Consider the following 20253-nt stretch of genomic DNA (forward strand, 5'->3'; position numbering starts at 1 on the left):
GGTGAATGGTGAAGGGAGACAATGGCTTGGCGCGGAGAGGGCAGCGGATTTATCCCCGTGATGCAGGCAGAGGGGAATGGGAAGCGAACCGGCTGCAAAGCAGTGCCTTCTCTCCGGGTGGACAATGCCTATATGTTGCGGACCATGATTCCGCTCTCCATACTTGATCTCGCCCCGGTGCCCGAAGGCAGCGATGCCGGCGCCGCGCTCCGCAACTCCGTCGACCTTGCCCGGCATGCCGAGCAATGGGGCTACAACCGCTACTGGTTCGCCGAGCACCACAACATGCCGGGGGTTGCCAGCGCGGCCACGGCCGTCGTGATAGGCCATGTCGCGGCGGCCACGAACACCCTGAAACTTGGCGCAGGCGGCATCATGCTGCCCAACCATGCCCCGCTTGTCGTGGCCGAACAGTTCGGCACGCTGGCATCTCTCTTTCCCGGCCGGATCGAACTCGGTCTCGGCCGCGCGCCCGGAACGGACATGCCCGCCGCGCGAGCATTGCGCCGTAACCTCGCCACCGAGGCCGACGGCTTTCCGCGCGATGTTGTGGAATTGATGGGCTATTTCAAGCCGGTCCAACCCGGTCAACCGGTGCAGGCCGTGCCGGGAGCGGGCCTTGAGGTGCCAGTCTGGATCCTGGGATCCAGCCTTTTTGGCGCGCAGCTCGCAGCCATGCTGGGACTTCCCTATTCCTTCGCCTCGCATTTCGCGCCGGCGGCCATGGAGCAGGCGGTCGAGGTCTATCGCAGCCGTTTCGAGCCGTCGGAGCAGTTGGATCGTCCCTATGTGATGCTAGGGCTGAATGTATTTGCGGCCGAAACGGACGAGGAAGCACGCCTGCTTTTCACCTCCGTTCAGCAATCCTTCGTCAATCTGCGGACAGGCCGTCCCGGCAAGCTGCCGCCGCCGAAAGCCGGCTATTACGAGACGCTTGAGCCGATGGCGAAAGCCATGGTCGATCAGGCGCTTTCCTGCTCCGTCATCGGTTCACCGGAGACGGTGAAGGCGGGCGTGAAGGAATTTGCCGAGCGGACAGGCGCCGACGAGCTGATCGTCACGGCCAATATCTACGACCACAAGGCGCGGCTGCGCTCTTTTGAAATCCTGTCGGAAGCGGCGCGCGAGCTGAATGCGACTCTGTCGTAATCCAGCACCCCGGCCGTGAAGAAACAGCCCCTTTGAGGCTTCAGCCGCCGTCAGGCCGGCATCTGATAGGTCAGGAAGCGATCCTGCGGCGCATCGAAGATAAGCCCGGTCTCCTTGAGATCGGGGCTTGCGAGCCGCAGGAATTTTGCCGCTATCTCGGAGGGATGCGGAAGCGTCTCGGGATCCTCGCCCGGCATTGCTTGCGCCCTCATGGCCGTCCGGGTCGGGCCGGGATTGGCTGCATTGACCCGAAGCGGCATGTTTCTGGTTTCATTCGCCCAGGAGCGCACCAGGGCCTCCACCGCCGCCTTGGAGGCTGCATAGGGAGCCCAGAAAGCTTTGGCCGAATGGGCGGCGCCGGATGAAACGACGACTGCACGTCCGGCATCCGACAGGCGCAGTAACGGATCGACCGACCGGATCAGCCGCCAGGTCGAGGTGACGTTGATCGTCATCACCTTCTCGAAAACCTTCGCCTCGACATGGCCGATCGGCGCGACAACGCCGAGTATGCCGGCATTGGCATAGAGAATATCGAGCTTGCCCCAGCGCTCATGGATCGCGCCGCCCAGCCGGTCGATGCCTGCCATGTCGGCAAGATCGAGCGGCACTAGGGTAGCTTCGCCGCCCGCAGCCTTGATCTCGTCATCGAGTTCTTCCAGGCCGCCGACGGTGCGTGCAACAGCCACCACATGAGCGCCGCAGGCGGCCAATTCCTTCGCCAGGAAATAGCCGATGCCGCGCGACGCGCCAGTGACCAGGGCTATGCGTCCGGAAAGGTCGAGAGAGGAGGTCATGGGTCAATCCAGTCGATATGGGACGGCAGGAGCACACCAGATAGGACGATTTTACTGCCAGCGAAACCCTGCCGCGCCTTCTCGTGCCGGATTGCCGCGCTGAGATATCGCAAAGAGGGGGGAGCGGTGGCTCGGGCTCCACTCCCGTTGTTTATTGCCCGCCGGCGGCCAACAATGACAATGTGCGCACATTGTCGGCACCTTCGTGATCGGTCAGCCGGGTCGGATAGTCCTTTGTGAAGCAGGCGTCGCAATATTGCGGCTGCTCATTGTTGCGCTGCGCCTCGCCGACCGCGCGATAGAGGCCGTCGATGGAGAGGAATCCGAGGGAATCCACGCGGATGAATTCGGCCATGTCCTCCACGCTCATGCGCGAGGCGAGCAGCTTTGCCGTCTCCGGCGTGTCGACGCCGTAGAAGCAGGAGGCACGGGTGGGCGGCGATGCGATGCGCATATGCACCTCCTTTGCGCCGGCCTCGCGCACCATCTGCACGATCTTCTGGCTTGTCGTGCCGCGCACGATGGAATCATCCACCAGGACAACGCGCTTGCCCTCGATGGAGCGGCGATTGGCATTGTGCTTGAGCTTGACGCCCATATGGCGGATCGAGTCCGTCGGCTGAATGAAGGTGCGGCCGACATAATGGTTGCGGATGATGCCAAGCTCGAAAGGCAGGTTGGAGGCCTGCGCGAAGCCGATCGCAGCCGGCGTGCCCGAATCAGGAACCGGGACCACGATATCGGCATCCACAGGGTTCTCGCGGGCGAGCTCGGCGCCGATCGCCTTGCGCACCTCATAGACGTTGCGGCCTTCCACCGAGGAATCGGGGCGGGCGAAATAGACATATTCGAATATGCAGAAGCGAGGCTTCTGCTTCTCGAAGGGGAAAAAGCTTTCGACGCCCTTGCTGGTGATGACGACAATCTCGCCCGGCAGCAGGTCGCGCACGAAGCGGGCGCCGATAATGTCGAGGGCGACGGTCTCGGAGGCGAGGATATAGGAGCCGTCGAGGTCGCCGAGCACCAGCGGCCGGATGCCGAGCGGATCGCGGCAGCCGATCATCTTCTTCGAGGTGAGAGCCACGAGGGAGAAGGCCCCTTCGAGCTGGCGCACCGCATCGATGAAGCGGGAATTGATGTCGCGCTCCTTGCTGGTCGCGACCAGATGCATGATCGTCTCGGTGTCGGAAGTCGAGGAGAAGATCGAACCTTCCTTCTGCAACCGCCGCTGCACGGTCATCGCATTTGTGATGTTGCCGTTATGCGCGACGGCGAGCCCGCCATCGGCAAGCTCGGCGAAGAAGGGCTGGACATTGCGCAGGCCCGAGCCGCCGGTGGTCGCATAGCGCGTATGGCCGATGGCGCGGGAGCCTTTGAGCCGGTCGAGAACGGATTGCTTGGTGAAGGTGTCTCCGATGAGGCCGATATGCCGCTCGACATGGAACTGGCTGCCGTCGAAGGAGACGATGCCCGCGGCTTCCTGCCCGCGATGCTGGAGCGCGTGCAGGCCGAGGGTGACGATCGCTGCGGCGTCCTGTCGGCCGAATATGCCGAACACGCCGCATTCGTCGTGGAAATGATCATCGGCTTCGCCCGCTAACGGGAGATTGTCTTCCTGTGCCATTGCTGGCCGCCTCTTCTAAATGACACCGCGTCCCGGACTGCCGGTTCTAGTTGTTCGTCTGGCCTTCTTCCTGCGTCGGCACCTCGTCGGGCGAGATGCGGTCGAGGATCGAATTCTCCGGATCGTCCGGCAGCAAGCCTTCCACCCATTGCCCGACTCCGTCGAGAAGCGGCCGCGACTTGGCTTCGGTGATCCAGGTCGGCGGGTTCGAGCCCAGAAGCCAGTTGAGGAACAGAAGCGCCACCGCCACCACCAATATGCCGCGCGCCGCGCCGTAGATGAAGCCCAGCGTACGGTCGAGCGCGCCAACCCGGCTGTCGATGATGAAGTCGGCGATCTTCATCGTTATCACCGTCACCAGGATAAGGGCGATGAAAAAGATGATTGCCGCCGCCGCCGCCAGCGCCAGCGTGCTATTGTCTATATAGGGTTGAACGTAAGGCAACACCAGCGGGTGAAAGAAATAGGCCGCCACCGCCGCCGCAGCCCATGAGGCGATCGACAGGACTTCCCGAGAGAAGCCTCGCACCATGGCCAGAACCGCCGAAACGAGGGTGAACCCGACGAGAATTCCGTCAAGCAGCGTGATCGGCATTGGCGCCCCTTACTCCTCTAGGATCGAAACCAGGCCGTCCCCCGGTGCATCGGCATCAGTCCCCGCTTCGAGGGCGCGAGCCCGCGATGCGCGCGACGAGATCGGCGACGGCTTCCGGCTGATAGGCTCTTGCCGCGATTGCGCCATTCGTATCCTCTGCCGACCGCGGCATGACCGCCTGACCAAAACCCAGCTTCTCCGCCTCCTTGAGCCGCTGCGCCGCATGGGCGACCGGCCGTATGGCACCGGAAAGGCTGATTTCGCCGAAATAGACGCAATCGGCGGGCAGGGCAAGACCGGTGAGGGAGGAGACCAGCGCCGCCGCGACCGCGAGATCGGCCGCCGGCTCGGTTATGCGGTAGSCGCCGGCCACGTTGAGATAGACGTCATGGGTGGCGAAACGCACGCCGCAATGGGCCTCGAGCACGGCCAGAACCATGGAAAGCCGCGCCGAATCCCATCCCACGACCGCACGGCGCGGCGTGCCGAGCGGAGAGGGCGCGACCAGCGCCTGTATCTCCACCAGCACCGGCCGCGTGCCCTCGATACCGGCAAAGACCGCTGCGCCCGGCGCCTTCAGGCTGCGCTCGCCGAGAAACAGCTCCGAAGGATTCGAAACCTCCCGCAAGCCCTTGTCTCCCATCTCGAAAACGCCGATCTCGTCGGTCGGGCCGAAGCGGTTCTTCACGGTGCGCAGGATGCGGTAGTGATGGCCGCCTTCGCCTTCGAAATAAAGCACGCCGTCGACCATATGCTCCACCACGCGGGGGCCGGCGATCTGCCCTTCCTTGGTGACGTGACCGACAAGCACCACCGCCGCGCCTGTGGATTTCGCATAGCGGATCATCGCCTGGGCGGCGGCGCGCACCTGCGTGACCGTGCCGGGGGCCGAATCGGCAAGGTCGGTCCACAGGGTCTGGATGGAATCGAGAATCAGGAGATCGGGGCGCCTGCCGTCGGCCAGTGTGGCAAGGATGTCCTCCACATTGGTTTCGGCGGCAAGCTCCACCGGGGTGTCGGCAGCGCCGAGGCGCTGCGCCCTCAGCCTGATCTGCGCCACCGCTTCCTCGCCGGAGACATAGACGACGCGATGCCCTTTCAAAGCCAGCGCCGCGGCCGCCTGCGTGAGGAGAGTGGATTTGCCAATGCCCGGATCACCGCCGACCAGCAAGGCAGAGCCGCGCACGAAACCGCCGCCGGTCGCGCGATCCAGTTCGCCAATGCCGGTGGCGATGCGCGGCGCATCCTCGATCTCGCCCGAAAGCGTGGTCAGCGCGACGGCACGACCTGGCCGCGCCTTGCGCAGGCTTTGCGGGCCGGCGCCGATGCCGCCGGAAGTGCCTTCCTCGATGAGCGTGTTCCATTCGCCGCAGGCGTCGCATTTGCCGGCCCAGCGCGAATGCACCGTGCCGCAATTCTGGCAGACGAACTGGATGCGGGATTTAGCCATGGGCGGCTGGAAGGGCAGAAAGATTGAAACCGCTGTATCCTTCGCGGGGGCAACGTAGAGCGAGAGTGCCTGAAATCATGACTATCACGCCGTCCCCACATAGGTCCGGTGATATCTCCGCCCGATGCTGGTCAGAAGCTCGTAGGAGATCGTGCCGGCAGCCTTGGCCACGTCGTCTATCGGCATGTTCGGCCCGAAGATCTCGATGAAATCACCCGGACCGACGGCTCCGGGACCGAGTTCCGTCACATCGAACATGGTAAGGTCCATGGTCACGCGGCCGACGACCGGCACCCGTCTTCCATGAAGGAAGCCGGCGGCACCACGCGTCCCGCCGTGCCGCAGAGGAACGCCCGCGCCTGATGCCGAACGATGATAGCCGTCTGCATAACCGACGGAGGCAATGGCGATCAGGCTGTCCCGTGTCAATATCTGCGATGCTCCATAGCTTACCGCGGTGCCGGTTTTCGCCTGACGTACCTGCAGGATTCGGGCCTCCGCCGTCACCACGGGGCGCATGGGATTGTTTCCTGCGGCCGACGGGTTCCCACCGTAAAGGGCAATGCCGGGCCGCGTGGCCTCGAAATGGAAATCCTTGGTGAGGAAAACACCGGCAGAGTTCGCCAGACTTGATTCGATGCCTGGGAAAATGGCGCGAAGCTCTTGAAATAATTCGAGTTGCCGCCGGTTCATCGGATGGCCTGAATCATCGCCGCAGGCCAGATGGCTCATTATCATGACGGGCGTCAATGCGCGGGTGAGTGCATTTTCTTCCGCAAACGCCCGCGCCGCTTCAAGCGTCAGGCCAAGCCGGTTCATGCCGGTGTCGACATGGATCACGCATGGCCGCGGCACATCCCCGTCCCAGCCATGCGCCTCCCATATGGCTATGTCGGTTTGCGAGTTCAGGACCGGAATGAGCCGGGCCTCCACGAAAGCCGCTGCCGCATCGACGCCGAAAAGCCCGCTCAACACCATGATCCCGGCCTCGGGCGCTGCCTTGCGCACCCTGAAACCTTCCTCGGGCAAGGCGACGAAGAAGCGTCTGCATCCGGCATTCCACAAAGCGTTCACGACCGGCTCGATGCCGAGGCCATAGGCATCGGCCTTCACGACGGCCAACGCCTGTGCGGGAGCCGAAAGCTGCGCAAGCAGCCGGTAATTGGCGACCAGTGCACCGAGGTCGATCGTCAGCCTTCCGCCAGCGAGCGGGAGCTCGATGCCGGAGGAAACGGTGGGGGAAGGTTCATCGGGCAAGGCGCTACTCGAAGCGTTCCGGCAGGTGGCTGTCCTCCGCCAGGTCGAAGAAGCGGGTGAACTCGCCCTGGAAGCCGAGCTGGACCGTGCCCGTGGGACCATGGCGCTGCTTGGCGACGATGACCTCGGCCTTGCCGCGGGCCTCGTTCATCTCCATCTCCCACTTGATGTATTCCTCGGTACCGGGCTTCGGCTCGCGGTTCTTGAGATAGTATTCCTCACGATAGACGAAGAGAACGACGTCGGCGTCCTGCTCGATGGAGCCGGATTCGCGCAGGTCCGAAAGCTGCGGGCGCTTGTCGTCGCGGCTCTCGACCTGGCGCGAAAGCTGCGAGAGCGCGATGATCGGCACGCCAAGCTCCTTCGCCAGAGCCTTGAGGCCGGTGGTGATCTCGGTGATCTCCTGCACGCGATTCTGCGCCGCGCGCGCCGAAGTGCCCGTCATGAGCTGAATATAGTCGATGACGATGACGTCGAGGCCGCGCTGACGCTTCAACCGCCGCGCGCGTGCGGCAAGCTGGGCGATCGAGATGCCGCCGGTCTGGTCGATGAAGAGCGGTATCTTCTGCATGGTCTGGGAACAGGCGACCAGCTTTTCGAAATCCATCTCGCTGATCTCGCCGCGGCGGATCTTGGAGGAGGGGATTTCGGTCTGCTCGGAAATGATGCGCGTGGCGAGCTGCTCCGACGACATTTCGAGCGAGAAGAAGCCGACGACGCCGCCATTCGCCGCCTTGAAAGAGCCGTCCGCCTGCTGTGCGGGCTTGTAAGCCTCGGCGATGTTGAAGGCGATGTTGGTGGCGAGAGATGTCTTGCCCATGCCGGGACGACCGGCGAGCACGATCAGGTCCGATGGCTGCAACCCGCCCATGCGCCGGTCCAGATCGCGCAGGCCGGTGGCGATGCCGGAGAGATGGCCATCGCGCATGAAGGCGGCATTGGCCATATCCACGGCTGTCTTGATGGCATCCGAGAAGCTCTCGAAGCCGCCGTCATAGCGGCCCGTTTCCGCCAGTTCGAAAAGCCGCCGCTCGGCATCCTCGATCTGGTCGGCCGGCGACATGTCCACCGGCGCGTCATAGGCGATATTGACCATGTCCTCGCCCACGGTGATGAGCGCGCGGCGAATGGCGAGATCATAGATCGCCCGGCCATAATCGGCTGCGTTGATGACCGTCACTGCCTCTGCGGCAAGCCGCGCCAGATATTGCGCCACGGTCATCTCGCCGATCTTCTCGTCGGCCGGCAGGAAGGTCTTGATGGTGACCGGATTGGCCGTCTTGCCCATCCGGATCAGTTCGCCCGCCACCTCGAAGATCTTGCGATGCAGCGGCTCGTAGAAATGCGACGGTTTCAGGAAGTCGGAGACGCGATAGAAGGCATCATTGTTGACGAGTATGGCGCCGAGCAGGGCCTGCTCGGCTTCGATATTGTTCGGCGCTTCGCGATAAAGCGGCGTTTCCGCCGCACTGAGTTTGCGGACTGCGTCAGCCATGCCGGTTCTTCACCCGTTCTATCGTTTGGCCGGACCAACGAGGAACAACACCCCGGCACCCAAACCCGTACATGTCGTAGCCGCATATTCCCGATTACGCATTACCCTTTGGATGAAGATTCATCCACTTCAGAAGGTGTGCCCGCTATCCACACTGATTCACCGGGAGAGCCAAGCCGCAATCAATTCGCGTGCTCAAACCCACCAACGGGCACAAGCTTTCGCTTGACACCGAATCACGGATTTTCTGATTATATTCCTATTCTGCCGCGTCCGGGAAGGCGTGCCGGGGCGCTCCCGCCTTCAGCGCCTTTTCGGTCTCGTCCATATAGTCGCGCGTTATCGGCAGGACATCGTTGCGCTTCGTGATCTGGATCTGGAAGTTGACCATGTCCTGCCAGCGGAAGGAGGCTTCCGAGCCGGCGAGATAGAATTCCCACATGCGCGCGAATCGCTCGTCATAGATTTCGACGGCCTTGGCGCGGTTCTGCATGAACCGTTCGCGCCAGGCCTTCAGCGTCTCGGCATAGTGGAGCCGCAGGATCTCCACGTCGGTCACGATCAGGCCCGCCCGCTCGATTGCCGGCACCACCTCCGAAAGGGCAGGGATATAGCCGCCCGGGAATATGTATTTGCGGATGAAGGCAGCGGTGACGCCGGGGCCGGACGTGCGGCCGATGGTGTGGAGCAGCATCACGCCGTCATCGGCGAGCAGTCTTGCGCATTTGTCGAAGAAGGTCTGGTAGTGATTTATGCCGACATGCTCGAACATGCCGACCGACACGATTCGGTCAAATGGCCCGGTGAGCGCGCGGTAGTCGGTGATCTCGAAGCGGGCCTTCCCCTCCATTCCGCTCTCACGGGCGCGGCGATTGGCAACCGCATGCTGCTCGTCGGAGAGTGTTACGCCGAGCACGCTCGCGTCGAACTGCTGCGCTATGTAAAGACCCAAACCACCCCATCCGCAGCCGATGTCGAGCACTTTCTGCCCCGGCCTCAGATCGAGTTTGGCCGCTATATGGCGTTTCTTGGCACGCTGCGCCTCTTCCAGGCTGACCGAGGGATTCTCGAAATAGGCGCAGGAATACTGCATGTCCTCGTCGAGAAAGAGCCGGTAGAGGTCGCCGGAAAGGTCGTAATGATGATGGACATTCTGCCTTGAGCGGCCGGCTGTATTGATCTGCTGCAGTCGCCGGAACAGGAAGCCGAGGCTTTCGCTCAGCCGGAACAGGAAAGGCTGGGTCTCTGCCTTGTTCAAATTGTCGTAGACGAGATGCAGAAGCGCAATGACGTCGCCTTCCGCGAAATCCATCTCGCTGTTCATATAGGCTTCGGGAACGGCCAGCCACGGATTGCGGGCAATGGCCCATTCGGCGCGCGAGGAACGGATGATGAGATGAATCGGCTGCCCGGAGCCGTTACCGAAATGGTGCACCTGACCGCCCGGGTCCGTGATCTTCAGCGACCCGGTATGGATCAGGCGGGAAACAACTTTTTTCAGCAACCAGTTCATATCGAAAAACCCCCGTAAGACTGGGAGTTTTTCAGTATGTAACAAATAGTACGCGAAAGAAAAGAGGCGAAAAAAAGACCGGGCTGTGTCGCCCGGTCACAATTTGTTGCGCTTTGAACAATCCGCTCAGGCGCTTTCGGAGCTTTCTTCCTGTCCGCTTTCTGCCGGCTGGTTTTCCTCGAGCTCGTCGAGATCGGCGTCTGGATCGAAGAAAGCCTCGGGGCGGGCGGTGTCGTTGATGTCTTCGCCATAGATGGCCTCGGCCGAATCAAGCGTCTCACCGCGCGCCTGGCGCTCGGCTTCTTCCGTCGAGCGGGCCACGTTGAGCGTGATCGTAACCTCGACCTCGGGATGGAGCGCGATGGCGACATTGGTAAGGCCGATGGCCTTGATCGGCTGGTTGAGCTCGATCTGGTTGCGTCCGACCTTGAAGCCTTGCTCGGCCAGGAGCTCTGCAATGTCGCGCGTTGAGACCGAACCATAGAGCTGGCCTGTCTCGGCAGCCGAGCGAACGGCGATGAAGCTCATGCCGTCGAGCTTCTCGGCGACGGCCTGGGCTTCCGTCTTGCGCTCCAGGTTACGCGCCTCGAGCTCGGTGCGCTGGGATTCGAACTTTTTCTTGTTGGCCTCGTTGGCGCGCAGCGCCTTGCCCTGCGGCAGGAGGAAATTGCGGGCGTACCCGTCCTTGACCTTCACCGTGTCGCCCATTTGGCCGAGACGGGAAATGCGTTCGAGAAGAATGACTTCCATCTTCATGTTCCTTTCATGCCGCAAGGCGGCGGTGGTTACGGAACAGGCGAGGAAGCGGACGACTCACAGAGCCTTCTAGGTCGCTGTCCTGCCTGTCGCGGCAGTTAGGGTCCGTCAGGAACGCACCCAACCCGGGATTTCGATACGCCTGATCCACGCCCGTCGCGGATGGCGGGAGCGGGCGGCTGGCCGCCCGCATCCGGTATTCCCTACTTCACCACATAGGGCAGAAGGCCGAGGAAGCGCGCACGCTTGATCGCCTTGGCGAGTTCACGCTGCTTCTTCTGGCTGACGGCCGTAATGCGCGAAGGCACGATCTTGCCACGCTCGGAAATGTAGCGCTGCAGGAGACGCACGTCCTTGTAGTCGATCTTCGGCGCATTGGCGCCGGAGAACGGGCAGGTCTTGCGGCGGCGATGGAAGGGCCGGCGCGTCGGGATCTGGTTGATATCGACCATTATTCGTCTCCCTCATTCGACTCGCGAGGGCGGCGCGGGCCACGGTCGTCACGATCTCCGCGATCACGGTCGCCACGGTCCCGATCACGTCCGCCGTCGCGAAAGTCACGACGCGGTCCGCGGTCCGGGCGGTCGTCGCGCTTCTGCATCATGGCCGACGGGCCTTCCTCGTGCTGCTCGACGCGGATGGTCATGAAGCGCAGGATGTCTTCCGACAGACCCATCTGGCGCTCGACCTCCTTGACGACCTCTGCCGGAGCGTCGATGTCCATCAGCGTGAAGTAAGCCTTTCGGTTCTTCTTGATGCGGTAGGCGAGGGACTTCAACCCCCAGTTCTCGACCCGGCCAACCTTGCCGCCGCCTTCCTCGATGACGCCCTTGTACTGCTCAAGGAGCGCATCGACCTGCTGCTGCGACAGATCCTGCCGGGCAAGAAACACATGTTCATATAGAGCCATTGTCTTGCCTTTCTTCGTTTCGTTCTTCCGGCCTCAGCGGCTAAAGCCTCAACGACCTTGTCTTTCCCTATTCGGGTGAAGAAAGGCGCGTTCGAGAGACGGTCGAGAGCGGAGACACGGGAGGCGGAAGACCTTCTGGCTTCGCAACAATCGCCGTGCGGCAACTGGCCCTCCGTTCAGCCCCCAACTGGGACCGGCGGAACAGGCCGCGTCTATACAGGCTTTTGGCCAGAAAGCAAGCTTTTCGGCCGCGCATCTTGCCGCAGCGCGAATCGATCGAGACGCCGCCTCAAAGACCCGTCACGTCTTGAGCCGGTAGCCGGACCTGAAGATCCACCAGACCAGCGTCAAGCAGATCGCCAGGAAGAAGGTGATCATGGCGATGCTGATGCTGACGCTGACATCGGCCGTCTCGTAGAAGCTCCAACGGAAGCCGCTGATGAGATAGAGCACCGGATTGAAGTGGGTCACCGTCTGCCAGAAGGGCGGCAGCATCTCGATCGAATAGAAGCTGCCGCCGAGAAAGACGAGCGGCGTGACGATGAGCATCGGGATGAGCTGCAGCTTCTCGAAATTGTCCGCCCAGATGCCGATGATGAAGCCGAACAGGCTGAATGTTACCGCTGTCATCACCAGGAAGAACAGCATCCAGAAGGGATGCGCGATGTGGAACGGGACGAAAATGCCGGCCGTTGCCAGGATGATGACGCCGAGGATGAGCGATTTGGTCGCCGCCGCGCCGACATAGCCGAGCACGATCTCCAGGAATGAGATGGGGGCCGACATGACCTCGTAGATCGTGCCGATGAATTTCGGGAAATAGATGCCGAAAGAGGCATTGGCGATGCTGTTCTGCAAAAGCGTCAGCATCATCAGTCCGGGCACGATGAAGGCGCCGTAGGACACGCCGCCGACTTCCTCGATGCGCGAGCCGATGGCGGCGCCGAAGACTATAAAATAAAGCGAGGTGGACAGGACGGGCGAGATTACGCTTTGTAGAAGCGTGCGCCGCATGCGCGCCATCTCGAAGAAATAGATTGCCTTCACGGCCTGGAAATTCACTGTCTTTCCCTCACGAGACTGACGAAAATGTCTTCAAGCGAACTCTGCCGGGTGTTCAGGTCCTTGACGGTAATGCCCGACTTGTTGAGGTCGGCGAGAAGCGAGGTGATGCCGGTGCGCGCCGCCTGCGAATCATAGAGATAGACAAGCTGGCTGCCTTCGTCGTCGAGCGAGAGGTTGTAGCGCGCAAGCGCGGCCGGTAGCTCCTTCACCGGCTCCCGAAGCTCCAGCATGAGCTGCTTTTGGCCCAGCTTGCGCATCAGTTCGGTCTTTTCCTCCACCAGAAGAAGCTCGCCCTTGTTGATGACGCCGACGCGGTCGGCGATCTCCTCGGCTTCCTCGATGTAGTGGGTGGTCAGGATGATGGTGGTGCCGGCGGCGCGAAGGCGGCGGACGAGCTGCCACATATCCTTGCGCAGCTCCACGTCGACGCCAGCCGTCGGTTCGTCGAGGAACAAGATGGCCGGTTCATGCGCCAGGGCCTTGGCGATCATGACCCGTCGCTTCATGCCGCCCGAGAGCGTCATGATCTGACTGTCCTTCTTGTCGTAAAGGGAAAGATCCCTGAGCACGCTTTCTATGAGCGCCGGATTGGGCTTCTTGCCGAAAAGCCCGCGGCTGAAGCTCACCGTGTCCCAGACGGTCTCGAAGCTCTCGGTATGCAGTTCCTGCGGCACCAGGCCGATCAGCGAGCGGGCCGCACGATAGTCCGTGATGATGTCGTGCCCGTCCACGGTCACCGTTCCCGAAGACGGATTCACAAGCCCGCAGATGATGGAGATCATGGTCGTCTTGCCGGCACCGTTCGGGCCGAGAAGCGCCAGGATCTCACCGCGGCGGATTTCGAGCTCCACGCCGCGCAGGGCCGTAAAGCCCGTATCATAGGTCTTCGAGAGCTTCGATATGGAGATGATGGGCTGCATGAAAACGGCTGCTTGAAATGGATGCCCTGGAACATGCCGCGCGGGCAGCGTCGGTGAGGCGTGATTTGCGACCGCCGTCATATAGGACCATGATCGCCGACTTGCCATAGGCGGGTTCTTCCTGCCGCCTATTCCTGACATGAATTGCCGCGACAGCGGGAAATCGCAATGGCGGCGGTGTGACGGGCTTGACGAAGCGGACCCTGTTGCGTCACGAGGGTTTCACAAAAAAGCAGGAAAGCGGGAGAAGCCGCCCGATGGGCATTGCATTCACATTTCCGGGGCAGGGCAGCCAGGCCGTCGGCATGGGCCGCGATTTGGCGGAAGCCTTTCCCGAGGCGCGCGCCGTCTTCGAGGAAGTCGATGAGGCGCTGTCGCAGAAACTGTCCGCGATCATATGGGAAGGTCCGGAAGAGACGCTGACGCTGACCGCCAATGCGCAGCCTGCCCTGATGGCGGTTTCGCTTGCTGCCCTGCGCGCGCTGGAGGCCGGCGGCTTCTCGCTCAAGGACAAGGTTGCCTATGTAGCCGGCCATTCCCTCGGCGAATATTCGGCGCTCTGCGCCGCAGGCATGTTCTCCATTGCCGATACCGCGCGGCTTCTGCGCATCCGCGGCAACGCAATGCAGCAGGCCGTGCCAGTGGGCGAGGGGGCAATGGCCGCCATCATCGGTCTGGAGCAGGCGGATGTGGAAGCCGCCTGCGCGGAAGCCGGCCGGGGCTCCGTCTGCCAGGTCGCCAACGACAATGGCGGCGGCCAGCTTGTCATATCCGGCGCCAAGCCGGCGGTCGAACATGCGGCGCGGCTGTGCACCGAAAGGGGAGCCAAGCGCGCTATGATGCTTCCCGTCTCGGCGCCTTTCCATTCCGCCCTGATGGCTCCGGCTGCCGAGGCGATGCGGGAGGCACTGGCGGGAGTGGCGAAGAAAGCGCCGGCGGTGCCGGTCATCGCCAATGTCAGCGTCAGCCCGCTTAGCGACCCCGACGAGATTACTGCCCGGCTGGTCGAGCAGGTGACGGGCCGCGTCCGCTGGCGCGAGACCGTCGAGTGGTTCGGGGCGAACGGCGTCGGTACATTGTACGAAGTCGGTGCCGGCAAGGTATTGAGCGGTCTGGCGCGCCGCATCAACCGCGAGATCGCGACGGCCAATATCGGTACGCCGGCCGATGTCGAGGCGGCGCTGGCCGCGCTTGGCTGACGAAAGCAACCACCTCTCCCTTGCCAAGGGAGGGCACAGCCATCTGGAGGGGAGTGAAACATGTTCGATCTGACCGGCCGCAAGGCGCTCGTGACCGGTGCCACCGGCGGCATCGGCGAAGCAATCGCCCGCACGCTGCATGCCCAGGGCGCGACCGTGGGCCTGCACGGCACGCGCGTCGAGAAGCTCGAGGCGCTGGCTGGCGAATTCGGTGAGCGCGTGAAGATCTTCCCGGCGAACCTGTCCGACCGCACCGAGGTGAAAAGCCTTGGCCAGAAGGCTGAGGCCGATCTGGAAGGCGTCGATATCCTCGTCAACAATGCCGGCATTACGCGCGACGGCCTTTTCGTGCGCATGAGCGACGAGGACTGGGATGCGGTGCTGGAGGTCAATCTGGCTGCCGTCTTTCGCCTGACGCGCGAACTCACCCATCCCATGATGCGCCGGCGCTTCGGGCGCATCATAAACATCACATCGGTCGTCGGCGTCACCGGCAATCCTGGACAGGCCAATTACTGCGCCTCCAAGGCCGGACTGATCGGCTTCTCGAAGTCGCTGGCCCAGGAGATCGCCACCCGCAACATCACGGTGAACTGCATCGCGCCGGGCTTCATAGAATCCGCCATGACCGACAAGCTGAACGACAAGCAGCGCGACGCCATCATGGGCGCCATTCCGATGAAGCGGATGGGCACCGGAGTTGAAGTCGCCTCGGCGGTGGCCTATCTGGCGTCGGACGAAGCGGCCTACGTCACCGGACAGACCCTGCACGTCAACGGCGGAATGGCGATGATCTAGGGCAAGGGCCGGTGAGTTTTTCGCCTTGGAGATACAGGTTTTTTCGTGTAATCGGGCCCCGCTGCGGGCCTGTGGCTTCCCGGAAGCGCAATGATCTTTCAACTTGATTAGCGGCAACCGTCCCGCTAACGAAGACGAACCAAACTGAAGTCGAGGGTTTCAAGAAATGAGCGACACCGCAGAACGCGTCAAGAAAATCGTCGTAGAGCATCTGGGAGTTGACGCCGACAAGGTCACGGGATCGGCGAGCTTCATCGATGATCTCGGCGCGGACAGCCTCGACACGGTTGAGCTGGTCATGGCGTTCGAGGAAGAATTCGGCGTCGAGATTCCCGATGATGCGGCCGAGACCATCCTGACGGTGGGCGACGCCGTCAAATACATCGACAAGGCGACCGCCTGACCTTTCATGGCGATGTGCACGGCCGCGACGGGCGGAGACAGGCGGCGATGAGGCGCGTTGTCATAACAGGTATGGGCCTGCTCTCGCCCTTCGGGGCGGGGGTCGAGCATAGCTGGAAGAAACTGCTTGCCGGCAAGAGTGCTGGCAGGCGGATCGACCAGTTCGAGACCGAAGACCTCCCGTGCAAGATTGCCAACATTATCCCGCGCGGAAGCGGCGAGGGCGAATTCGATCCCGATTCCTTCCTGGAGCCGAAAGACCAGCGCAAGGTCGGCGATTTCATCATTTACGGCATTGCCGCAGCCGATATGGCGCTTGCCGATTCGGGCTGGGAGCCGAAGACCGAGGATGAGAAGAACGCCACCGGCGTGATGATCGGCTCCGGCATCGGCGGCATCGAGGGCATCGCGCAGAACGCCCTCATCCTGCAGGATCGCGGGCCGCGGCGAATCAGCCCCTTCTTCATTCCCGGCAACATCATCAATCTCGTTTCCGGCCAGGTTTCGATCCGCCACGGCCTCAAGGGGCCGAACCATGCGGTAGTGACGGCCTGCTCGACGGGCGCTCATGCCATTGGGGACGCCGCGCGCCTGATCATGTTCGGCGATGCCGACGTGATGCTCGCCGGCGGCGCCGAAGCGCCGGTCACACGGCTGTCGCTTGCCGGTTTCTCCGCCTGCAAGGCGCTTTCCACCAGCTACAACGATACGCCGGAGAAGGCTTCGCGTCCCTATGACCGCGACCGCGACGGCTTCGTCATGGGCGAGGGCGCCGGCGTGGTCGTGCTGGAGGAGCTGGAGCATGCCAAGGCCCGTGGCGCCAGGATCTACGCAGAGGTTACCGGCTACGGCCTTTCGGGCGACGCCTATCACATCACCGCCCCGGCGGAGGATGGCGACGGGGCCTATCGCTGCATGAAGGCAGCGCTCAAGCGCGCCGGTCTCGATCCCGCCGATGTCGACTACATCAATGCCCACGGCACTTCGACCATGGCCGATACGATCGAGTTGAGCGCGGTCGAGCGGCTGATCGGCAATGCTGCCTCGAAAGTTTCCATGTCCTCGACGAAGTCGTCGATCGGCCATCTGCTTGGAGCGGCGGGTGCGGCGGAAGCGATCTTTTCGATCCTTGCGATACGAGACAACATCGCACCGCCGACGATCAATCTGGACAATCCGGCGGCGGAGACCGCGATCGACCTCGTGCCCAACAAACCACGCGAGCGGACCATAGACGTCGCGCTTTCGAACTCGTTCGGTTTCGGCGGTACGAACGCGTCGCTCGTTTTCCAGCGTTATGTTGCGTAACTGATTGTTTTAGCGCTGTTCTAAAGGCAATTTTGCCATATTCAGCCTTGAGAAAGTGGTCGGTGTTTCGCGGCGTCATGGGCTGGAGCAGAGGGAGCTTCCAAGGGCAAGATGACGATTTCCGACAAGGATTACCCGTCCGGCAGTTCGCAGCCGTCTCGCCCGGTCGTTCCGAAGAGCGCGAGCGAGGCCCTGCGACCCAAGGCCGGGACGCCGCCGCCTCGCCGTTCCCGTCAATCGCGCAACCAGTTTGTCATTTTCCTCAATTTCATCCTTTCCTCCATCGTCCTGCTGGTGCTGGCTGGCGGTCTTGTCTTCTATCTGGGCAAGCTGGAGTTTGACGGTCCCGGTCCCTCGGCAAGCGCCGAGACGATCCTGATCAAGCCGAATACGGGTGTGCGCGAGATCGCGGCCATGCTGGAGCGGGAAGGGCTGATCAGCGACCAGCGCATCTTCCTGCTCGGCCTGCGCGCCCACGGAGCGGACGGGCAACTCAAGGCAGGCGAATACGAAATCAAGGCAGGCGCTTCCATGCGTGATATCATGGAACTCCTGAGGAGCGGCCGCTCGGTGCTCTACTCCCTCACCGTTCCCGAAGGGGTGACGGTGGCGCAGGCCTTCCAGCGTATCGCGGAAACGAAGGAACTTTCCGGCGAAATGCCGGACGAGCTGCCGCCCGAAGGCAGCCTCGCCGCTGACACGCTCCGTTTCACGCGCGGCACCGAGCGCAAGCAGATCATCGAAAAGCTCAAGGCGCATCAGGAAGAACTCGTTCAAAGCATATGGGAGCGTCGCGCCGACGACCTTCCGATAGACACGATAGAGGAATTCGTGATCCTCGCCTCCATCGTGGAAAAGGAGACGGGCCGCGCAGACGAGCGCCCGCGCGTGGCGGCCGTCTTCCTCAACCGTCTCAAGAAGGGCATGCGGCTGCAATCGGATCCGACGATCCTCTACGGTCTCTTCGGCGGCGAAGGCAGGCCCGCGGACCGACCCATCTACCGGTCCGATATCGAAAAGCCCACGCCTTACAACACCTATCAGATCGATGGCTTGCCGCCGACGCCGATCGCCAATCCCGGACGCGCAGCGCTGGAGGCGGTCGCCAACCCGTCGAAGACTGACGACCTCTATTTTGTTGCCGACGGCACGGGCGGCCATGTGTTCGCCACGACGCTGGAGGAGCACAACGAGAACGTCGCGCGCTGGCGCAGCATCCAGAAAAAACAGCAGGAGGAAGCTGCGGCCGCTGCCAAAGATGCCGATAGGAATGCCGAACCAGCCGCCGACTGAGGACCGCACCGGGATGCGGAAATAGCCCGGCCAACAAGGGAACAGAATGAGCCTGCAAAGCATGACCGGTTTCGCCCGGGCGGCGAAGGAATATGAGCTTGCCTCGATCACCTGGGAAATCAGGTCTGTGAACGGCAAGGGGCTTGATTCGCGTCTTCGCCTTCCACCAGGCTTCGAGCGGCTCGAACAGCCTGCCAAGCAGGCCATACAGAAGCGGTTTTCCCGCGGCAACATCCAGGCCGGCCTGACCGTGTCGCGAGGAAGCGCCGCCGCCCAGCCGGTGGTGAACGAGGAATTCCTGAAGGACCTTGCCGGACTGGCCAAGAGGCTGGAGGAGCAGTTTTCCCTGGCGCCCGCCACCGCGGACGGCCTTCTCGGATTGCGCGGCGTGCTGGATCTTCCCGATATCGCCGATGACGAGGAGACGCGGCTCGAACTCGACGGCGCCATTTTGAAGGCGCTGGACGAGGCGCTTGACGGGCTTGAAGCGGCCCGGCGCGAGGAGGGCAGTGCGCTGGGGGCGCTGCTTCTCGGGCATCTTGCCACGGTCGAGGACCTGACCCAGCGCGCCGAAGCCGATCCTTCGCGGGAGCCGGCTGCAATACGTCAGCGGCTCGCCGAGCAGGTGCGCCTGCTTCTGGATGAAGCCCCCGTTCTCGACGAGAGCCGCCTGCATATGGAGGCCGCTTTCCTGGCGACCAAAGCCGATATCCGCGAGGAGATCGATCGCCTGAAGACTCATATCGCCACCGCGCGTGGATTGATCGAGACGGGCGGTACCATCGGCAGGAAGCTCGATTTTCTTGCACAGGAATTTAACCGCGAGTCGAATACGCTCTGCTCCAAGTCGAATGCGAGCTCGATCACCGCGCTTGGGCTGGAACTCAAGGTCGTTGTCGATCAGTTTCGCGAACAGGTGCAGAATCTGGAGTAGCCGATGGCAAAGGCGTCTTCCTTGCCCCTCATCCGCCGCCGCGGCCTGATGCTTGTGCTTTCCTCGCCTTCGGGCGCCGGAAAGTCCACCATCGCCCGCAATCTGATCGAGAGCGATCCGCAATTCGAGCTCTCCGTCAGCGTCACGACCCGGCCGCGTCGCGGAAGCGAGATCGAGGGGGTGCATTATCATTTCCGCTCCAAGCGCGAATTCGATCTCTTGCGCGACAATGACGAACTGCTCGAATGGGCCGAGGTGCACGGCAATTTCTACGCCACGCTGCGCAAGCCTGCCGAGACCGCCATGGCGGAGGGCCGCGACATGCTCTTCGACATCGACTGGCAGGGCGCGGCGCAGCTCAAGGAGAAGATGCGCGGGGACATCGTATCCATCTTCATCCTGCCGCCCTCCATGCGAGAGCTGAAAGAGCGGTTGCGCCGCCGCGCGGAAGATCACGAAGAGGTCATCGCGGCGCGGCTGGAAAATGCACGCGCCGAGATCGAGCACTGGCGCGACTACGACTATATCGTCATCAACACGGATCTGGACGCTGCCTTCTCGGAGGTCAAGGCGATCGTGGCGGCAGAGCGGCTGCGGCGCGACCGCCGGCCGGGCCTGTTCGATTTCGTCGCCGGTCTGCTGGAGGAGAAGGCGGAATAGAACCGTTCATCTTTAGATGGAAGCGGTTTGATGGCAGGGATTTTACGAGCCGGCGAGGAGAACTTCTCAGCGCTCCATGAATGCTGCCGACAAGCCTCGATACCTCACCCGTCTCGCAATCCTTCGCT

At 62.5% G+C, this 20253-nt stretch carries 20 protein-coding genes; 8 read left to right on the forward strand and 12 right to left on the reverse strand.

What is annotated here, in order from left to right:
• Positions 1-144 precede the first annotated feature (144 nt).
• Positions 145-1149 (forward strand): LLM class flavin-dependent oxidoreductase, encoded by a 1005-nt coding sequence (locus L598_RS13015; RefSeq protein ID WP_144863335.1) that lies wholly within the window; start codon positions 145-147, stop codon positions 1147-1149.
• Between the two features lie 50 nt (positions 1150-1199).
• Here the strand turns inward: L598_RS13015 and L598_RS13020 are convergent, their stop codons facing one another.
• From L598_RS13020 to L598_RS13075, 12 genes are all read right to left on the reverse strand, one after another.
• Positions 1200-1946: an SDR family NAD(P)-dependent oxidoreductase gene (locus tag L598_RS13020; RefSeq protein WP_144863048.1), complete on the reverse strand. Its 747-nt coding sequence runs from the start codon at positions 1944-1946 to the stop codon at positions 1200-1202.
• Between the two features lie 151 nt (positions 1947-2097).
• A complete protein-coding gene (gene purF, locus L598_RS13025) occupies positions 2098-3570 on the reverse strand; it encodes an amidophosphoribosyltransferase (RefSeq protein WP_144863050.1) in 1473 nt (490 codons plus the stop codon).
• A 46-nt stretch (positions 3571-3616) separates the two neighbouring features.
• The gene (locus L598_RS13030; RefSeq protein ID WP_144863052.1) at positions 3617-4165 is read right to left on the reverse strand and encodes a CvpA family protein; all 549 of its coding nucleotides are present in this window, start codon (positions 4163-4165) and stop codon (positions 3617-3619) included.
• A gap of 55 nt (positions 4166-4220) precedes the next feature.
• Positions 4221-5615 carry a DNA repair protein RadA gene (radA, locus tag L598_RS13035; protein ID WP_144863054.1) on the reverse strand — a complete coding sequence of 465 codons (1395 nt, stop codon included), beginning with the start codon at positions 5613-5615 and terminating at the stop codon, positions 4221-4223.
• Positions 5616-5699: 84 nt separating this feature from the next.
• Positions 5700-6872, reverse strand: coding sequence for an alanine racemase (alr, locus tag L598_RS13040; protein ID WP_246658749.1), 1173 nt, complete (start codon positions 6870-6872; stop codon positions 5700-5702).
• Between the two features lie 4 nt (positions 6873-6876).
• Positions 6877-8367 (reverse strand): replicative DNA helicase, encoded by a 1491-nt coding sequence (locus tag L598_RS13045; RefSeq protein WP_144863058.1) that lies wholly within the window; start codon positions 8365-8367, stop codon positions 6877-6879.
• 259 nt (positions 8368-8626) lie between these two features.
• On the reverse strand, positions 8627-9880 hold the full coding sequence (locus tag L598_RS13050) for a cyclopropane-fatty-acyl-phospholipid synthase family protein (RefSeq protein ID WP_144863060.1): 1254 nt from the start codon (positions 9878-9880) through the stop codon (positions 8627-8629).
• Between the two features lie 126 nt (positions 9881-10006).
• Positions 10007-10630 carry a 50S ribosomal protein L9 gene (gene rplI / locus L598_RS13055; protein WP_144863062.1) on the reverse strand — a complete coding sequence of 208 codons (624 nt, stop codon included), beginning with the start codon at positions 10628-10630 and terminating at the stop codon, positions 10007-10009.
• Between the two features lie 209 nt (positions 10631-10839).
• Positions 10840-11088 carry a 30S ribosomal protein S18 gene (gene rpsR, locus L598_RS13060; protein ID WP_019170551.1) on the reverse strand — a complete coding sequence of 83 codons (249 nt, stop codon included), beginning with the start codon at positions 11086-11088 and terminating at the stop codon, positions 10840-10842.
• Complete coding sequence (rpsF, locus tag L598_RS13065; protein WP_144863064.1) at positions 11088-11546, reverse strand: 30S ribosomal protein S6; 459 nt, start codon at positions 11544-11546, stop codon at positions 11088-11090. Before rpsF ends, rpsR begins: the two co-directional genes overlap by 1 nt.
• A gap of 300 nt (positions 11547-11846) precedes the next feature.
• Complete coding sequence (locus L598_RS13070; RefSeq protein ID WP_144863066.1) at positions 11847-12608, reverse strand: ABC transporter permease; 762 nt, start codon at positions 12606-12608, stop codon at positions 11847-11849.
• Positions 12605-13531: an ABC transporter ATP-binding protein gene (locus L598_RS13075; RefSeq protein ID WP_144863068.1), complete on the reverse strand. Its 927-nt coding sequence runs from the start codon at positions 13529-13531 to the stop codon at positions 12605-12607. The genes L598_RS13070 and L598_RS13075 overlap by 4 nt, the downstream gene beginning before the upstream one ends.
• Before the next feature lie 257 nt (positions 13532-13788).
• Between L598_RS13075 and fabD the strand changes: the two genes are divergently transcribed.
• The 7 genes from fabD (at position 13789) to gmk (ending at position 20125) form a co-directional block, all read left to right on the forward strand.
• Positions 13789-14730, forward strand: coding sequence for an ACP S-malonyltransferase (gene fabD / locus L598_RS13080; RefSeq protein WP_144863070.1), 942 nt, complete (start codon positions 13789-13791; stop codon positions 14728-14730).
• 60 nt (positions 14731-14790) lie between these two features.
• Positions 14791-15528, forward strand: coding sequence for a 3-oxoacyl-[acyl-carrier-protein] reductase (gene fabG / locus L598_RS13085; RefSeq protein WP_144863072.1), 738 nt, complete (start codon positions 14791-14793; stop codon positions 15526-15528).
• 166 nt (positions 15529-15694) lie between these two features.
• A complete protein-coding gene (locus tag L598_RS13090) occupies positions 15695-15931 on the forward strand; it encodes an acyl carrier protein (RefSeq protein WP_144863074.1) in 237 nt (78 codons plus the stop codon).
• Positions 15932-15978: 47 nt separating this feature from the next.
• Complete coding sequence (gene fabF, locus L598_RS13095; RefSeq protein WP_144863076.1) at positions 15979-17238, forward strand: beta-ketoacyl-ACP synthase II; 1260 nt, start codon at positions 15979-15981, stop codon at positions 17236-17238.
• Positions 17239-17349: 111 nt separating this feature from the next.
• Positions 17350-18531 carry an endolytic transglycosylase MltG gene (gene mltG / locus L598_RS13100; protein WP_144863078.1) on the forward strand — a complete coding sequence of 394 codons (1182 nt, stop codon included), beginning with the start codon at positions 17350-17352 and terminating at the stop codon, positions 18529-18531.
• A 46-nt stretch (positions 18532-18577) separates the two neighbouring features.
• Entirely contained in the window at positions 18578-19465 is an 888-nt protein-coding gene (locus L598_RS13105; protein ID WP_144863080.1) for a YicC/YloC family endoribonuclease, read from the forward strand.
• Positions 19466-19468: 3 nt separating this feature from the next.
• Positions 19469-20125, forward strand: coding sequence for a guanylate kinase (gene gmk / locus L598_RS13110; protein WP_144863082.1), 657 nt, complete (start codon positions 19469-19471; stop codon positions 20123-20125).
• The last annotated feature ends 128 nt before the right edge of the window (positions 20126-20253 follow it).

It is taken from the genome of Mesorhizobium sp. J18, assembly GCF_007829525.1.
Lineage (GTDB): Bacteria > Pseudomonadota > Alphaproteobacteria > Rhizobiales > Rhizobiaceae > VLJP01.

What these genes read in the sequence shown, in the direction of transcription:
- L598_RS13030 (WP_144863052.1), bottom strand. Translation starts at nt 4,165, where the DNA reads ATGCCGATCACGCTGCTTGACGGAATTCTCGTCGGGTTCACCCTCGTT.
- gmk (WP_144863082.1), top strand. Translation starts at nt 19,469, where the DNA reads ATGGCAAAGGCGTCTTCCTTGCCCCTCATCCGCCGCCGCGGCCTGATG.
- L598_RS13050 (WP_144863060.1), bottom strand. Translation starts at nt 9,880, where the DNA reads ATGAACTGGTTGCTGAAAAAAGTTGTTTCCCGCCTGATCCATACCGGG.
- L598_RS13015 (WP_144863335.1), top strand. Translation starts at nt 145, where the DNA reads ATGATTCCGCTCTCCATACTTGATCTCGCCCCGGTGCCCGAAGGCAGC.
- fabF (WP_144863076.1), top strand. Translation starts at nt 15,979, where the DNA reads ATGAGGCGCGTTGTCATAACAGGTATGGGCCTGCTCTCGCCCTTCGGG.
- purF (WP_144863050.1), bottom strand. Translation starts at nt 3,570, where the DNA reads ATGGCACAGGAAGACAATCTCCCGTTAGCGGGCGAAGCCGATGATCAT.
- rplI (WP_144863062.1), bottom strand. Translation starts at nt 10,630, where the DNA reads ATGGAAGTCATTCTTCTCGAACGCATTTCCCGTCTCGGCCAAATGGGC.
- L598_RS13045 (WP_144863058.1), bottom strand. Translation starts at nt 8,367, where the DNA reads ATGGCTGACGCAGTCCGCAAACTCAGTGCGGCGGAAACGCCGCTTTAT.
- L598_RS13090 (WP_144863074.1), top strand. Translation starts at nt 15,695, where the DNA reads ATGAGCGACACCGCAGAACGCGTCAAGAAAATCGTCGTAGAGCATCTG.
- L598_RS13075 (WP_144863068.1), bottom strand. Translation starts at nt 13,531, where the DNA reads ATGCAGCCCATCATCTCCATATCGAAGCTCTCGAAGACCTATGATACG.
- rpsR (WP_019170551.1), bottom strand. Translation starts at nt 11,088, where the DNA reads ATGGTCGATATCAACCAGATCCCGACGCGCCGGCCCTTCCATCGCCGC.
- fabD (WP_144863070.1), top strand. Translation starts at nt 13,789, where the DNA reads ATGGGCATTGCATTCACATTTCCGGGGCAGGGCAGCCAGGCCGTCGGC.
- L598_RS13020 (WP_144863048.1), bottom strand. Translation starts at nt 1,946, where the DNA reads ATGACCTCCTCTCTCGACCTTTCCGGACGCATAGCCCTGGTCACTGGC.
- L598_RS13105 (WP_144863080.1), top strand. Translation starts at nt 18,578, where the DNA reads ATGAGCCTGCAAAGCATGACCGGTTTCGCCCGGGCGGCGAAGGAATAT.
- mltG (WP_144863078.1), top strand. Translation starts at nt 17,350, where the DNA reads ATGACGATTTCCGACAAGGATTACCCGTCCGGCAGTTCGCAGCCGTCT.
- fabG (WP_144863072.1), top strand. Translation starts at nt 14,791, where the DNA reads ATGTTCGATCTGACCGGCCGCAAGGCGCTCGTGACCGGTGCCACCGGC.
- rpsF (WP_144863064.1), bottom strand. Translation starts at nt 11,546, where the DNA reads ATGGCTCTATATGAACATGTGTTTCTTGCCCGGCAGGATCTGTCGCAG.